This window comes from Mycolicibacterium sp. XJ1819, assembly GCF_053483675.1.
The window spans coordinates 238,125-253,306 of sequence record NZ_JBEFST010000003.1; the positions used below are offsets into that span (position 1 = coordinate 238,125).

The following is a 15,182-nucleotide window of genomic DNA, read 5'->3' on the forward strand; positions in this document are numbered from 1 at the left end:
ATCCGCGTCGCCTATCCATCGAACACCTTCCGTACCACCGCTTTCGCCCGCCGGGTCACCCGCAGGTAGTTGTCGAGGAACTCGCCGCCGTCGTCGCTGCCCCAGCCCGCCGCCACCGCCACGGCGTTGAGCGCACGGCCGGGGCCGGGCAGCTGATCGGTCGCCTTGCCGCGCACCAGCACCAGCGCGTTGCGGGCCTTGGTGGCGGTCAGCCACGCCTGCCGAAGCAGGTCCACGTCACCCTCGGGCAGCAGTTCGGCGGCCCCGATCGCGTCCAGTGTCTCCAGCGTGGAGGTGTTGTGCAGCGCGGGCACCTCGTGGGCGTGACGCAACTGCAGCAACTGAACCGTCCACTCGACGTCGGCGAGGCCGCCGCGGCCCAGTTTGGTGTGCGTGTTCGAGTCGGCGCCGCGCGGCAGCCGCTCCTTGTCCACCCGCGCCTTGATGCGCCGGATCTCCTGCATCGCTTCGGCGGACACACCACCGGGCGGGTAGCGCACCTTGTCGATCATCAACAGGAACCGCTCCCCCAGGTCCAGATCACCGGCCACGCGGTGCGCACGCAGCAGCGCCTGGACTTCCCAAACCTCGGCCCACTGCGCGTAATACGCCTCATACGACGCCAGGGTGCGCACCAGCGGACCGTTGCGGCCCTCCGGTCGCAGATCGGCGTCGACCTCCAGGGGCGGGTCGTCGCTCGGCGTGCCCAACAACGTGCGCACCTGCTCGGCGATGCCCACCGCCCAGCGCACCGCGACCGACTCGTCGACGCCGTCGGAGGGCTCGCAGACGAACATCACGTCGGCATCCGAGCCGTAGCCCAGTTCGTGGCCGCCGAGTCGGCCCATCCCAATCACCGCGATGCGCGCCGGCGGACCGTCGTCACCGGGCGTGTTGGCCCGGATCACCGCGTCCAGCGCGGCCTGCAGCACCGCCACCCACACCGCCGTCAACGCCCGGCACACCTCGGTCACCTCGAGCATGCCTAGCACATCCGCCGACGCGACGCGGGCCAGCTCTTGGCGGCGCAGCGTGCGCGCCGCGGCGATCGCGCGCACCGGGTCGGCATACCGTCCCGCCGAGGCGACCAGCGCACGGGCCACCCCCTCCGGCTCGACGTCGCACAGCTTGGGCCCGTCCGCCCCGTCGGCGTAGAGCTGGATCACGTCGGGCGCCCGCATCAGCAGGTCGGGCACGTAGGCCGACGTGCCCAGCACCCGCATCAGCCGCTTGGCGACCAGCCCCTCGTCGCGCAGGGTGGACAGAAACCACCGTTGGTCGGTCAGCGCCTCGCTGATGCGCCGGTAGGCAAGCAGGCCGCCGTCGGGGTCGGGGGTGTCCGACAACCAGTCCAGCAGCGTCGGCAGCAGCACCCGCTGCACGCGGGCGCGCCTGTTGCCCTGGCTGGTCAGCGCGGCCAGATGGGTCATCGCGCTCTGCGGGCCTTCGTAGCCGAGCGCCGCCAGCTGACGCTCCGCGGCCTCGGCCGTCATACCTTCGGAAAGTCCAACCGTGCCAATGGATTCCAGCAGTGGCTGGTAGAACAGCTTGGCGTGCAACCGGGACACCCGCATGTTCTGGCGCTTGAGTTCCTCGCGCAGCACACCCAGCGCGTCGTGTCTGCCGTCGGGGCGGATGTGGGCCGCACGCGCCAGCCAGCGCAGGGCCTCGTCGTCGTCCTCGTCGGGAAGCATGTGGGTGCGCTTGAGCCGTTGCAGCTGCAGCCGGTGTTCGAGCAGCCGCAGAAACTCGTAGGAGGCGGTCAGGTTGGCGGCGTCGTCGCGGCCGACGTAGCCGCCCGCCCCCAGCGCGGCCAACGCCTCCACCGTGGAGGCCACCCGCAACGACTCATCGGTGCGGCCGTGCACCAATTGCAGCAACTGCACGGCGAACTCGACGTCGCGCAGGCCTCCGGTGCCGAGCTTGATCTCGCGCACGCGCACGTCAGCAGGCACCAGTTCCTCCACCCGCCGCCGCATCGCCTGCACCTCGGCGACGAAGTCCTCGCGCTCGCTGGCCGTCCACACCATCGGCATCAGCGCGTCGATGTAGGCCTGTCCCAGTTCGGCGTCGCCCGCCGCGGGTCTGGCCTTCATCAGCGCCTGGAACTCCCAGGTCTTGGCCCACCGCTGGTAGTAGGCGACATGAGACTCCAGTGTGCGGACCAACTGGCCCCGCTTGCCCTCGGGCCGCAGCGCCGCGTCGACTTCGAAGAACGCGTCGGCGGCGAACCGCATCATCTCCCCGGCCACCCGCGTCGCCACCGCGTCGGCCACCTCCGCGACGAAGATGACGTCGACGTCGCTGACGTAGTTGAGTTCGCGCGCACCGCACTTGCCCATCGCGATGACCGCCAGCCGGGGCCGGTCCGCCGGGTCGTCGAGGGACTTCATCGCCACCGTCAGCGCCGCAGCCAGCGCCGCGTCCGCCAGGTCGGACAGGTGCACCCCGACGGCCGCGAACGGCAGCACCGGTTCGTCCTCGACGGTCGGCGCCAGGTCGAGCGCGGCCAACACCAGCAGCCGGTCGCGGTAGAGCTTCTGCAGCGGCAGCATCGCCGCGGCGGCATCCGTGGCGTTCTCGGCCATCTCCGCGAACGCGACCTTGAGTTCGTCGGCCGACGGCAGTGTCACCTCACCGGCCAGCAGGCGCCAGGTGTCCGGATCGATGACCAGATGGTCGGCCAGCGCCAGCGACGATCCGACCACCGCGAACAGTCGACCGCGCAGTCCGCGGTCGGTCAGCAGCCCGTTGTTCAGTTCCGTCCAGTCGTCGCCGACCGCGTCGGCCAACCGGACCATCGCCTTCAGCGCGATGTCGGCGTCGGGGGCACGCGACAGCGACCACAACAGGTCGACGTAGTCCTCGGTGTTCCAACCCAACCGGTCCAGGTCTGCCGGCGCGGACCGCTCGACCAGCCCGAGCCGACCCGGACTTGGCAGCCTCGGGCGCTGCGTCACAGGTTTGGACACCACTGAAAGGTAGCGCAGGCGGCTACAGCGACAGGTAAGCCTTCAGCTCGAACGGTGTGACGTGGCTGCGGTAGTTCTCCCACTCGGCGCGCTTGTTGCGCAGGAAGTAGTCGAACACGTGCTCCCCGAGCGCTTCCGCGACGAGTTCGGAGTTCTCCATCTCGGTCAGCGCCATGCCGAGGCTGCTGGGCAGCTCCTTGTAGCCCATGGCGCTGCGCTCCTCGGACGTGAGATTCCAGACGTTGTCCTCGGCCTCCGGGCCCAGCACGTAGTTCTTTTCGATGCCGCGCAGCCCGGCGGCCAGCAGTACGGCGAAGGTCAGGTACGGGTTGCACGCCGAATCGGGGCTACGCACCTCGACCCGCCGTGACGAGGCCTTGCGCGGGGTGTACATCGGAACCCGCACCAGCGCAGAGCGATTGGCCGCACCCCAGGACGCCGCCGTGGGCGCCTCACCGCCGTGCACCAACCGCTTGTAGGAGTTCACCCACTGGTTGGTGACGGCGCTGATCTCGTTGGCGTGCTCGAGAATGCCCGCGATGAACGACTTGGCCACGTCGGACAGTTGCAGCACGTCGTCGGGGCTGTGGAACGCGTTGGTGTCGCCCTCGAACAGGCTCATGTGGGTGTGCATGGCCGATCCGGGGTGCTCGGCGAACGGTTTGGGCATGAACGATGCCCGCACGCCCTCGCCGAGCGCGACCTCCTTGACGACGTAGCGGAACGTCATCACGTTGTCGGCCATCGACAGCGCGTCGGCGTAGCGCAGGTCTATCTCCTGCTGCCCCGGCGCGCCCTCGTGGTGGCTGAACTCCACCGAGATACCCATCTGCTCCAGCGCGTCGATGGCGTGGCGGCGGAAGTTCGGCGCCGCGTCGTGCACGGCCTGGTCGAAGTAGCCGCCGCTGTCGGCCGGAATCGGCGGGGTGCCGTCGTTCTCACCGGGTTTGAGCAAGAAGAACTCGATCTCGGGGTGCACATAGCAGGAGAACCCGAGATCGCTTGCCTTCGACAGTTGCCTGCGCAGCACGTGACGCGAGTCCGCCCACGACGGCGACCCGTCGGGCATGGTGATGTCGCAGAACATCCGCGCCGAGTGGTGCATACCCGTGCTGGTGGTCCAGGGCAGCACCTGGAACGTCGACGGGTCGGGCCGGGCCACCATGTCGGCCTCCGACACCCGGGCGAAGCCCTCGATGGCGGATCCGTCGAAGCCGATGCCCTCCTCGAAAGCTCCCTCGAGTTCGGCGGGCGCGATGGCGACGGACTTGAGGTATCCGAGGACGTCGGTGAACCACAGCCGAACGAAGCGGATGTCGCGTTCCTCCAGCGTGCGCAGCACGAATTCCTTCTGCCGGTCCATGTCCGCAGCGTAGGCACCGGCTGTTAACGCTGTGTTACACGGCGGCGTCGATCGGCGGGCCGATCAGCAACGCAGATCGGCGGGCGGCACCACCGAGTCGACGAGGAAACGCACCACCGCGGTGTCCACGCACGCGTCGCCGTTGAACACCACGGTGTGCTGGGTGCCGTCGAAGGTGATCAGCGAGGCGCCCATCTGGCGGGCCAGGTCCGCGCCCGCCTGATACGGCGTGGCCGGGTCGCGGGTCACCGACACCACCACGACCTTGCCGGGCCCCGGTGACGTCGCCGGCCGCGGGGCGGTGGTTGGGGGCACCGGCCACATCGCGCACACATCGCGCGGGGCGAACCCGGTGTAGGCGCCGTAGGCCATGAACGGGGCCGCCGCGCGGGACTGGCGGTCGGCCTCGGCCGATGCCGCCGGATCGGTCGGATACGGCGCGTCGACGCAGTGGATGGCGGTGAACGCGTCTTGCTTGTTCTTGTAGTGCCCCGACGCGTCGCGGCCCTGATAGTCGTCGGCGAGCAGCAGCAGGTCCTCGGCGTCGGTGCCACGTTGCAGGCCGAGCAGCCCGCTGGTCAGGTACTTCCAGTAGCGCTGTGAGTAGAGCGCGTTGACCGTGCCGGTGATGGCGTCCTGGTAGCTCAGCCCGCGGGGGTCGGTGGTGTGGCCGGGCCGCATCACCAGCGGGTTGACCAGTTGGTGGTAGCGGTCGACGAACTGCGCGGGGTCGGTGCCCAGCGGGCAGCCCGGTGACTTGGCGCAGTCGGTGGCGTAGTCGTTGAAGGCCCGCTGAAACCCCGTCAGCTGGCGTACGCGGGCCGCGATGGGGTCCAGCGTCGGGTCGATCGCGCCGTCGAGGACCATGGCGCGCACCCGGTCGGGGTGGCGCTCGGCGTAGGCCGCGCCGAGTTCGGTGCCGTAGGAGAAGCCGAGGTAGTTGATCTGCTGCTCGCCGAGCGCCGTGCGCACAACGTCCATGTCGGCCACCGCCGAGGAGGTGCCGACGTTGGCCAGGAACTCGGTGCCCATCGTCTCGGTGCACAGGTCGACGAACCGTTGGTAGATCTGTTCGATGCGGGCGACGCCGGGCTGGCTGTAATCGGCCATCGGCTCGCGCCGCCAGGCGTCGAACTCGGCGTCGGAGCGGCAGCGCAGTTCCGGCGTGGAGTGGCCCACCCCGCGCGGATCGAAGCCGACCAGGTCGAAGCGTTGTCCGATCTCGGTGTCGGCCAGTGCGGCGCCCATACCCACGACGGTGTCGACGGCCGACGCGCCGGGCCCGCCCGGGTTGACCACCAGCACTCCGATCCGGTCGCCACCGGCAGGCACCCGGATGACGGCCAGGTTCGCGTGTGCGCCTTCGGGTTTCGCGTAATCCACGGGCACCGTCACGGTGCCGCACTGGGCCGACGCGATGGCCGCGAGCCGCTGGGCGTCGGTGACCCACTGCGCACAGTCACCCCAGACCGGCGGCTGGCCGTAGTCACGGGTGACGTCGCCCTCGGGGGTGGCGGAGGCGGCCGGGCCGACGACGACCGACATCAGCATCAACGCCAGGATCAGCCGCCCCACCCGCCACATGGCGACCATCGTTGCATGTCCGCGGCGCACCGGTCGTCCCCTGGGATCGAACGGTGACCTTGCCGTGATCAGCCGCTCAGGAACACCTGGTGTCCGGCGGCGGCAGGGTCAGATCGACGAGGTACCGGGCGGCGATGTCGTCGACGCACTCGTTGCCCTGGAACACCACGGTGTGCTGGGTGCCCTCGTAGGTCAGCAGCGTGCCGTCGAGTTGTCGGGCCAGGTCGACACCGGCCTGGTAGGGCGTCGCGGGGTCGTTGGTCGTCGAGACCACCAGCACCGGCGCCAGCCCTTCGACGTCGATCTCGTGCGGCTCGGAGGTGGGCGGCACCGGCCAGAACGCGCAGGTGCTCATCGGCGCGTGGCCGGTGAACTCGCCGTAGCTCATGAACGGCGCCACCTCGCGTGCGCGCCGGTCCAGCTCGATGACCTTCTCGCGGTCGGTGATCGCGGGTTTGTCGACGCAGTTGACCGCCACCCGGGCGTCGGTCGAGTTGTTGTAGTGCCCCTTGTCGTCGCGGCCCATGTACAGGTCGGCCAGCACCAGCATGGTGTCGCCGGTGCCGTCGCGCAGTTCGGTCAGTGCCTTGGTCAGGTGGCGCCACAGGTTCGGCGAGTACAGCGGCAGGATGGTGCCGACGATCGCGTCCGAATAGGACAGCCCGCGAGGATCTTTGGTCTTGGCCGGCTGCTCCACCAACGGGTCCACCATGCTGCGGTAGACGTCGACGGCCTTGGCCGGGTCGTCGCCGAGCGGGCAGTCGTCTTCGGTGGCCGCACAGTCGGCGGCGTAGTCGTTGAACGCGGTCTGGAACGCGGCGGCCTGGCGGATGTCGGCCTCGATCGGATCGGCGTTGGGATCCACCGCACCGTCGAGAACCATCGCGCGCACGTTCTGGGGGAACTGCTCGGCGTATGCCGAGCCGATCCGGCTGCCGTACGAGTATCCGAGATAGGTCAGCTTCTCGTCACCGAGCGCCGCGCGCATCGCGTCGAGATCCTTGACCACGTTGGCGGTTCCGACGTTGGCCAGAAACTCCTCGCCCATCTTGTCGACGCAGCGGTCGATGAACGCCTTGGTCTCGTTCTCGATGTGCTCGACGCCCTTCAGCGAGTAGTCGACCTGCGGATCGGCGCGGATTCGGTCGTTGTCGGCGTCGGAGTTGCACCACACCGCGGGCGTGGAGTTCGCCACGCCGCGCGGATCGAAGCCGACGAGGTCGAAATGCTCACTGATCGACGCGGGCAGCGAAGCGCTCATCGAGACGGCCGCCTCCACACCGGACTCCCCCGGGCCGCCGGGGTTGATGATCAGCGAGCCGATCTTCTCACCCGTCGCCTTCATCCGGATCATCGCGATCCGCGCGACATCACCGTCGGGGTCGTCGTAGTCGACCGGCACCGACAGCAGCCCGCACTCGGCGCCCGCCGGGATGCGCGACTCCCGCGGCGACGACTCCGTCTGGCACGGCACCCATTGGATCGGCGTCCCGGGACGGGGCACCGCGACGACGGCGCGCCCGTCGACCACATTGCTGCAACCGGCGGCGAGCAGCATTACCGTGGCCGCAAGGACCCCGATCTTGAGGTTCATGGGACCACATGCTGCCATGAACCCGCATCGGCGCTGGCGAGGCGGGGTTCGGCCGGGCGGTCAGCTAACGGGTTGCGGCGACCAACTCGTCGAGGGCGGCGCCGAAGTCGTCGGCCATGTCCCACAGATCCGGCAGCAACTCCGGGCACGAGACGATGCCGACGTTGAGCCGTCCGTTCAGCGACATCACCGTGATGTTCAGCCCGGACCCGTGGAAGATCGGGCCCAGCGGATACATCGCGTCCACCTCGCAACCCAGGTAATAGAGTGGCACCTGCGGGCCCGGCACGTTGGAGATCACCAGGTTGTGCACCGGCCTGGCCCCGCTCAGCCGGCTGGCGGCGTAGACCCGCATCGCCACCCCGAACACGGCGGGCGCGGCGAACTGCGTCCAGTCCTGCAGCAGTGTCGCGCCGATCGCCGAACTGTGTTGTTTGGCAACCGAATTGGCTTCCGCAATTGACTTCAGGCGCTCGGCGGGGTCGGCGATGTGGGTTTCCAGCCGCGAGAACATGCCCGACACCTGGTTGCGGCCCGGCCGGTCGGACTTCTCGTGCACCGACACCGGCACCATCGCCACCAGCGAGTTCGACGGCAACTCACCGCGGTCGGCCATGAACTTGCGCAGCACCCCGGACACCAGCGCCATCACCACGTCGTTGACCTTCACGCCGAAGTGGTTCTTCACCGTCTTGATGTCCTCGAGGTCGAGTTGGGTGAACGCGACGTTGCGGTGCGCGGTGACGTTGGTGTTGAACGGCGTCTTGGGGGCCGCGAACGGGGCGGCCATGGTCAGGCCGCTGCGGGCGCGTTTGACGGTGTCCAGCACCGACGACAGCGTCTCGGGCAGCGCGTTGACCAGCTTCAGCGGCCGGGTGGCATACCTGAGGGCACCGGAGACCGCGATCTCGAGCGAGCTGGCGTCGCCGGCCCCCTCGACCGGGTCCGGCGGCGGTGCGTCCGCCTCGGTGCTGCACAGCTGCGACATCAGGTTGGCGCCGGTCACCCCGTCGACCCCGGCGTGGTGCACCTTGGTCATCACCACCAGACGGCCGCCGCCCTGCGGATCGGTGCCGTCGACGTTCTCGATCACCCACTTCTCCCACAGCGGCCTGCTGCGATCGAGCGGCAGCGATGCGATGTGTCCGCAGATCTCGGCCAGCTCGGCGTGCCCGCCCGGCGACGGCAGCCCGATACGGTGCAGATGCCGGTCGATGTCGAAGTCGTTGTCCTCCACCCACACCGGATGGTCCGGGTTGAACCGGCTGTCGGCGATCTTCTCCCGGAACTGCGGCATCGCCTTGATCCGGAGGCTGAACGCGTCGCGGAACCGGTCGAAGGTGTATCCGCCTGGCATCGTGGAGGTGTCGAGTTCGAGAATCGAGCACACGTGCAGCGGCTGCTTGGCGGTTTCCAGATACAAAAAGCTGGCGTCGAGTCCACTGAGCCTCTGCATGCGCCGATCGTAGGCGCGCCGACGCCGGGTGTGAGGAAATCCACTCAACACGGCTTTTAACTTTCCACCGCCCAGGTGGCAGACTGGCGGGGTCAGACGGACACGGGGACCCGAACCGGCCTCGAGGATCCGACCCGACTCGCCCATTAGGGGACAACGATGTCTGAGCAGACCGTCTACGGCACCGGCCAGGCCGCTCCGCGGACGAAAACCCGCACTCTGCACCTGCACAAGTGGAAGGCCGACGGCCACAAGTGGGCCATGCTGACGGCCTACGACTACTCCACCGCGCGAATCTTCGACGACGCGGGCATTCCGGTACTTCTAGTCGGCGACTCGGCCGCCAACGTGGTGTACGGCTACGACACCACGGTGCCGGTGTCCGTCGACGAACTCATCCCGCTGGTGCGCGGCGTGGTGCGCGGCGCACCGCACGCGCTGGTGGTCGCCGACATGCCGTTCGGCAGCTATGAGGCCGGTCCGCAGCAGGCGCTCGCATCGGCGACCCGGTTCCTCAAGGAGACCGGGGCGCATGCGGTCAAGCTGGAAGGCGGCGAGCGGGTGGCCGAGCAGATCGCCACGCTGTCGGCCGCGGGCATCCCGGTGATGGCGCACATCGGCTTCACCCCGCAAAGCGTCAACGGGCTCGGCGGATTTCGCGTTCAGGGCCGCGGCGACGCCGCCGAACAGACCGTGCACGACGCGATCGCCGTCCAGGAGGCCGGCGCGTTCTCCGTGGTGATGGAGATGGTGCCCGCCGAACTGGCCACCCAGATCACCGGCAAGCTGACGATCCCCACCATCGGCATCGGCGCGGGCCCCAACTGCGACGCGCAGGTACTGGTCTGGCAGGACATGGCCGGTTTCACCAGCGGCAAGACCGCCAAGTTCGTCAAGCGGTTCGGCGAGGTGGGCGCGGAATTGCAGCGCGCCGCAGCGCAGTACGCCGAGGAGGTCGCCGCCGGGGTGTTCCCCGACGACGAGCACTCGTACTGACACGTTCCTGCGCCTTTCTTGCGCGAGCAGACGCAAATTCCCCCTTTTTCGGGCGGATCAGGCGGTGTTTACGTCTGCTCGCGGGGAGAAGTTACTGGAACTCGGCCGGGCGCTTGGCCAAAAAGGCGTCCACGCCCTCGCGACCGTCGGCGGAGGTGGCCCGCTGGGCGATCAGCCGGCCCTCGAACTCCATCTGCTCTTCGAGCCCGCTGGAGAACGTCGACAGCATCAGCGCCTTGACCGCGCCGTTGGATCCGCTTGCGCTGGCGGCCATCTGCTGGGCCAACGCGTCGGCCCTGGCGGCCAACTGATCGTCGGGCAGCACTTCGGAGACCAGCCCCCACTGCGAGGCCTCCGCGGCGGTGAGCGCCCGGTTGGTCAGCATCAGTTCCTTGGTCCGGGTGACGCCGATGAGGCGCGGCAGGAAGTAGGAGGCGCTTCCGTCGGGGCTGAGCCCGACCCGGGTGTAGGCCATCGTGAACGACGCCGACACGGCGGCGAGCACCAGATCGCCGGTCACCGCGAGGGAGAATCCGGCACCGGCGGCCGTGCCGTTGACCGCGGTGATCACCACGGCATCCATCCGCGCGAACGTCGAAATCGCGCGGTGCAGGTCGTCGGCGACCCCCTTGATGTGGGCGCCGCGGTCGGATGCGGACGCGAACGACTTCAGATCGCCTCCCGCGCAGAAGAACCGTCCCGTTCCGGTGATCACCACCACCTTGGTGGCCGCGTTGTCACAGCGCTTGGCCGCCTCAGCCAACTCGCGAGTCATGGTGCCGTTCATGCCGTTTGCGGCGTCAGGCCGGTTCAGCGTGATTCGGGCGATGGCGTTGGACTGCTCGAAAGCGATCGTCTGGTATTCGGTCACAGCAGGACTGTAACCGGCGACCTACCCGAACTTGCCCGCCAGGTAGTCCGCCCGACATGCGCGACGGGCGAGCTTACCGCTGGTGGTTCGCGGGATTGCGCCCGCGGCAACAAGTTTCATGTCGGCGACCGGAAGCGCGTGGTGGCGCGACACGGCGGACCGGACCGCCTCGAGCACCGGCTCCGGATCGGCCTTGCCCGCGCCGGGAGCCCGCTCGGCCACGATCACCAACCGTTCGCCGCCGTCGCCGACATCACCGCCGGACACCCCGAACGCGGCGACGTAGCCGGTGCGCACGGCCTTCGACGCCGCGGCCACGGTCTCCTCGATGTCCTGCGGGTAGTGGTTGCGGCCGTCGACGATGATCATGTCCTTGATGCGCCCGACGATGTAGAGCTCACCGTCGAGGTACATGCCCAGGTCACCGGTGCGCAACCAGTGCCCACCCACCGGTGATCCCTCCGCGTGGCTGCCGCTCTCCAGCCGCGACTGCAGCTTGTTGTGGAACGTCAGGTCGGTCTGCTCGGCGCGGCCCCAGTACCCGCGGCCCAGATTGGTGCCGTGCAGCCAGATCTCACCGATCCGTCCGTCGGGCAGTTCGGCGTCGGTCTCGGTGTCGACGATGACGGCCCACTGACTGCGGGCGACCCGACCACACGACACCTGCGCCACCGCGTTGTCGGCCTCGGGCGCCACGCGGACGGCGCGTCCGGCGCCGAGTTGCTCGCGGTCCAGGTGGACCGCGCTGGGCCGGGCGTCGGGGTCGATGGTGGAGACGAACAACGTCGCCTCGGCCATACCGTAAGACGGCTTGACCGTGGTGGGCGGCAGACCGTAGGGCGCGAACGCCTCGTTGAACTTCTCGATCGAGGCCATGCTGACCGGCTCGGAGCCGTTGATCAGCCCGGCGACATTGCTCAGGTCGAGGTCTTCCCCCGCGGGCGGGCGGCCGCGCTGCGCGGCGAGTTCGAACGCGAAGTTGGGCGCGGCCGCGAAGGTGCGGCCGAACTGCGACTCGGTGGCCAGCTCGCGAATCCACCGGTAGGGCCTGCGGACGAACGCCATCGGCGACATCAGCGTGAGCTGCCCGCCGCACAGCGCGGGGAAGATCACCATGAGCAAGCCCATGTCGTGGAACAGCGGCAGCCAGCTGACGCTGCGGATGGTGCGGTCCAGGCCGACCCCCAGAATCATCTGCGCGACGTTGGTGCACACCGCGCGGTGGGTGATCTCCACCCCGGCGGGGGTGCGCGTCGAACCGGAGGTGTACTGCAGGTAGGCGATGTCGTCGGTGTCCGCCTCGACCGGCCGAAACAAATCCCCGACGCCGTCGGGCAGCGCGTCGACGGCGATGACCCGCGGTCGGCGGGCCCGCGGCAGGGCCTGCAGCGATTCCTGCACCGCCCGGGCGCCCTCGGTGGTGGTCAGCACCACCGTCGGCTCCGCGTCACGGATCACCGCCTGCAGGCGTTCGGCGTGCCCGGGCAGTTCGGGCGCGAACAGCGGCACCGCGATGTTTCCCGCCGCGATGGCCGCGAAGAAGCCGACGATGTAGTCCAGGCCCTGGGGCGCCAGGATCGCCACACGATCACCGGGTGCGGTGACCTGCTGTAGGCGGGCGCCGACGGCGCGCAGACGCGCGCCGAGGCCGGTCCAGGTCAGTTCGAGCGGAACGGCATCGCCGCTGCCCCGGTAGTCCAGGAAGCGGTAGGCGACGGCGTCGCCGAGTTCGGCGATGTTGCGCTGTAGATACGACGTCACGGTGGCGCCGTCGGGTACGACGATGTGGCCCTCGGAGTCCAGGTAGTCCTCGATGTCGCCCGAGGCTCCCGGACCGAGCGTGTCGGTGGATCCCTCAAGTTTCATAAGGAAATTCTATGGCAAATAAGGGGATGATAAGGGCCAAGGTATGTGTGAATACTGTCACAGATACCGCCGATATGGCAGGCTTTGGCCTGATGGCAGGCAAAATCGACCGCCACACCGAGGTCGAGCGCAGATTCGACGTCGTCGACACGACCGTCGCGCCGTCGTTCGACGGCCTGGCGTCGGTGACGCGGGTGGAACGGTCCCCCTCACAACACCTCGACGCGGTGTACTTCGACACGCCCGGCCGTGACCTGGCCACCCACCACATCACGCTGCGTCGGCGCACCGGCGGGTCGGACGCGGGGTGGCACCTGAAGTTGCCCGCCGGCCCCGATGCCCGCACGGAGGTGCGCACACCACTGGGCACACAGGGCGACGAGGTGCCCGTCGAACTGCGCGATGTCGTGCTGGCGATTGTCCGGGACCGGCCGTTGGCGCCGATCACGCGCATCGCCACCCACCGCACGATCGACGTGCTCTACCGGGCCGACGGTGTCGCCGTCGCGGAGTTCTGCGACGACCAGGTCACCGCGCAGGGCGCCGACGACGAGGCACCCCTGCGGTGGCGCGAGTGGGAAGTGGAACTGGTCGACGACACCGACCGGGATCTGCTCGACCGGCTGGCGAACCGACTGCTCGACGCGGGCGCCGTGCCCGCCGGACACAGTTCCAAGCTGGCCCGCGCCCTGGACTCGGACCCGAAACCGGCGCCCGACGCCGAACCGGCCGATCCGGTGCACCGTGCGGTCGCCGAGCAGATCGAGGCGCTGCTGGTGTGGGACCGAGCGGTCCGGGCCGACGCCCCCGACTCGGTGCACCAGATGCGGGTGACCATCCGCAGGATCCGCAGCCTGCTGCAGTCCGCAGAAGGCTCACGCGACGGGTGGATTCTCGACGAATTGCGGCAACTGGCCGCCATCCTGGGGGTGGCGCGCGATGCCGAGGTGCTCGCCGAACGCTACGAACGCGCACTCGACGAGCTACCGAGCGCGCTGGTGCGCGGACCGGTGCGCAAACGGCTGGTCGACGGCGCCAAGCGGCGCTATCAGACCGGCTGGAAGCGGTCGATGATCGCGATGCGTTCGCAGCGCTACTTCGGCCTGCTCGACGGACTCGACCGCCTCGTCACCGCCGCACCCGAACCCGGGGAAGATCGTGAGGCGGCGAGCGTGGACGCGGCCTACAAACGGGTCAGTAAGTCCGCCAAGGACGCCGCCGAAGCCGGCGATACCGACCGCGACGAGGCCCTGCATCGAATCCGCAAGGGCGCCAAACGACTTCGGTATGTCGCCGCCGCGATGGGCGCCGACCGGGTCGCCGAGCGCGCGAAGGCGGTCCAGACGCTGCTCGGCGAATACCAGGACAGCGTCGTCAGCCGCGCGCATCTGAGCCAGCAGGCCGAGGCGGCCCACGCCGCGGGCGAGGACACCTTCACCTACGGCCTGCTGCATCAACGCGAGGAGGACCTCGCGCGCCGCAGTCGCAGGCAACTCGACAAGGCGTTGGCCAGGTTGAAGAAGGCGGTGCGCGAGGCCCGCTAGCGGATGGGGCGGATGAGTTGGCCTGTAAGCCGGATTCTGTTCCTCGCCGCAGCGGTTGCCGCGGCGGCGAGGCGGCGACCATCCATCTGGACACACCGTCACCGGGTGCCTCGAGCGGCCTACCCGCAGGCTCGGGCGAGCAACCCTCAGGCGCCTGCGCGACCGCGCCAGGCGCGGCCTTCTTGGCCTTGCTTCGGGTGGGGTTTGCCTAGCCGTCCCGGTCACCCGGGACGCTGGTGCGCTCTTACCGCACCGTTTCACCCTTACCACCGCGAGGGTGGCGGTCTGTTTTCTGTGGCACTTTCCCGCGAGTCACCTCGGATTGCCGTTAGCAATCACCCCGCTCTGTGAAGTCCGGACTTTCCTCGAAACCCTGGCGAACCAGGACTCCGCGGCCGCCCGGCCAACTCATCCGCTCTATCAACGTACTGTGCCGCACGCAGATTCCTCCAATCCCGCGACGGGTTCATACTTGACGGCATGGCACACGTGCCCCCGGCGCGCTACCTGATGCGGGCCAAGGATCTGGTCGACACCCGCTACGCGGAGGCGGTCACGGTCGACGATCTGGCCGCCGCCGCCGGGCTGTCGCGGGCGCACTTCAGCCGGATGTTCACCCGCACGTTCGGCGAGTCGCCACGCTCGTATCTGCAGACCCGCCGGCTGGAACGCGCGGCGGCGCTGTTGCGCTACACCGACCGCTCGGTCGCCGACATCTGCGTGCTGGTCGGGTTGCAGAGCGTGGGGTCGTTCACCACCAGCTTCGCCCGCGTGTACGGCCTTCCGCCGGCCGCCTATCGGGCCAGCCTGCCGCCCGCGGCGCTCCATGCCCGGGTGCCGAACTGCATCCTCAAACGCGACACCCGTCCGCCGGCCGACAGCAGGGTTCACAAGACAGCACACGGGGAGAAGACGGAGCGGGCGGGCCGGCCGTAG

General features: G+C 69.1%; 10 protein-coding genes and 1 other RNA gene. 3 read left to right on the plus strand and 8 right to left on the minus strand.

The genetic code is table 11. The annotated features are described in order from the left end of the window. Positions 1 to 11 precede the first annotated feature (11 nt). The 5 genes from ABQE89_RS04690 to ABQE89_RS04710 all read right to left on the minus strand — a co-directional run bounded on the left by ABQE89_RS04690 (position 12) and on the right by ABQE89_RS04710 (position 8,969). A complete protein-coding gene (locus ABQE89_RS04690; RefSeq protein WP_448414616.1) occupies positions 12 to 2,972 on the minus strand; it encodes a bifunctional [glutamine synthetase] adenylyltransferase/[glutamine synthetase]-adenylyl-L-tyrosine phosphorylase in 2,961 nt (986 codons plus the stop codon). Positions 2,973 to 2,994: 22 nt separating this feature from the next. Continuing rightward, positions 2,995 to 4,335 (minus strand): glutamine synthetase family protein, encoded by a 1,341-nt coding sequence (locus ABQE89_RS04695; RefSeq protein WP_448414618.1) that lies wholly within the window; start codon positions 4,333 to 4,335, stop codon positions 2,995 to 2,997. A gap of 63 nt (positions 4,336 to 4,398) precedes the next feature. Beyond that, positions 4,399 to 5,928, minus strand: a complete 1,530-nt coding sequence (locus ABQE89_RS04700) for an alpha/beta hydrolase (protein ID WP_448414620.1) — start codon at positions 5,926 to 5,928, stop codon at positions 4,399 to 4,401. Positions 5,929 to 5,995: 67 nt separating this feature from the next. Beyond that, complete coding sequence (locus ABQE89_RS04705) at positions 5,996 to 7,513, minus strand: alpha/beta hydrolase (RefSeq protein ID WP_448414622.1); 1,518 nt, start codon at positions 7,511 to 7,513, stop codon at positions 5,996 to 5,998. A 64-nt stretch (positions 7,514 to 7,577) separates the two neighbouring features. Next, a complete protein-coding gene (locus ABQE89_RS04710; protein ID WP_448414625.1) occupies positions 7,578 to 8,969 on the minus strand; it encodes a WS/DGAT/MGAT family O-acyltransferase in 1,392 nt (463 codons plus the stop codon). 159 nt (positions 8,970 to 9,128) lie between these two features. Between ABQE89_RS04710 and panB the strand changes: the two genes are divergently transcribed. Further along, positions 9,129 to 9,965 (plus strand): 3-methyl-2-oxobutanoate hydroxymethyltransferase, encoded by an 837-nt coding sequence (gene panB, locus ABQE89_RS04715; protein WP_448414627.1) that lies wholly within the window; start codon positions 9,129 to 9,131, stop codon positions 9,963 to 9,965. Positions 9,966 to 10,056: 91 nt separating this feature from the next. Here the strand turns inward: panB and ABQE89_RS04720 are convergent, their stop codons facing one another. Then, on the minus strand, positions 10,057 to 10,836 hold the full coding sequence (locus tag ABQE89_RS04720; RefSeq protein WP_448414629.1) for an enoyl-CoA hydratase/isomerase family protein: 780 nt from the start codon (positions 10,834 to 10,836) through the stop codon (positions 10,057 to 10,059). 21 nt (positions 10,837 to 10,857) lie between these two features. Further along, complete coding sequence (locus ABQE89_RS04725; RefSeq protein WP_448414631.1) at positions 10,858 to 12,702, minus strand: fatty acyl-AMP ligase; 1,845 nt, start codon at positions 12,700 to 12,702, stop codon at positions 10,858 to 10,860. Between the two features lie 92 nt (positions 12,703 to 12,794). Here ABQE89_RS04725 and ABQE89_RS04730 point away from each other — a divergent pair, with 92 nt between their 5' ends. Beyond that, on the plus strand, positions 12,795 to 14,246 hold the full coding sequence (locus ABQE89_RS04730; protein ID WP_448414633.1) for a CYTH and CHAD domain-containing protein: 1,452 nt from the start codon (positions 12,795 to 12,797) through the stop codon (positions 14,244 to 14,246). A gap of 9 nt (positions 14,247 to 14,255) precedes the next feature. On the opposite strand, the gene rnpB is transcribed toward ABQE89_RS04730, so the two are convergent. Then, an RNA gene (gene rnpB, locus ABQE89_RS04735) (RNase P RNA component class A) lies at positions 14,256 to 14,657 on the minus strand. 69 nt (positions 14,658 to 14,726) lie between these two features. Between rnpB and ABQE89_RS04740 the strand changes: the two genes are divergently transcribed. Continuing rightward, positions 14,727 to 15,182: a helix-turn-helix transcriptional regulator gene (locus ABQE89_RS04740; RefSeq protein ID WP_448414635.1), complete on the plus strand. Its 456-nt coding sequence runs from the start codon at positions 14,727 to 14,729 to the stop codon at positions 15,180 to 15,182.

What these genes read in the sequence shown, in the direction of transcription:
- ABQE89_RS04710 (WP_448414625.1), bottom strand. Translation starts at nt 8,969, where the DNA reads ATGCAGAGGCTCAGTGGACTCGACGCCAGCTTTTTGTATCTGGAAACC.
- ABQE89_RS04725 (WP_448414631.1), bottom strand. Translation starts at nt 12,702, where the DNA reads ATGAAACTTGAGGGATCCACCGACACGCTCGGTCCGGGAGCCTCGGGC.
- ABQE89_RS04705 (WP_448414622.1), bottom strand. Translation starts at nt 7,513, where the DNA reads ATGAACCTCAAGATCGGGGTCCTTGCGGCCACGGTAATGCTGCTCGCC.
- panB (WP_448414627.1), top strand. Translation starts at nt 9,129, where the DNA reads ATGTCTGAGCAGACCGTCTACGGCACCGGCCAGGCCGCTCCGCGGACG.
- ABQE89_RS04740 (WP_448414635.1), top strand. Translation starts at nt 14,727, where the DNA reads ATGGCACACGTGCCCCCGGCGCGCTACCTGATGCGGGCCAAGGATCTG.
- ABQE89_RS04730 (WP_448414633.1), top strand. Translation starts at nt 12,795, where the DNA reads ATGGCAGGCAAAATCGACCGCCACACCGAGGTCGAGCGCAGATTCGAC.
- ABQE89_RS04695 (WP_448414618.1), bottom strand. Translation starts at nt 4,335, where the DNA reads ATGGACCGGCAGAAGGAATTCGTGCTGCGCACGCTGGAGGAACGCGAC.
- ABQE89_RS04700 (WP_448414620.1), bottom strand. Translation starts at nt 5,928, where the DNA reads ATGGTCGCCATGTGGCGGGTGGGGCGGCTGATCCTGGCGTTGATGCTG.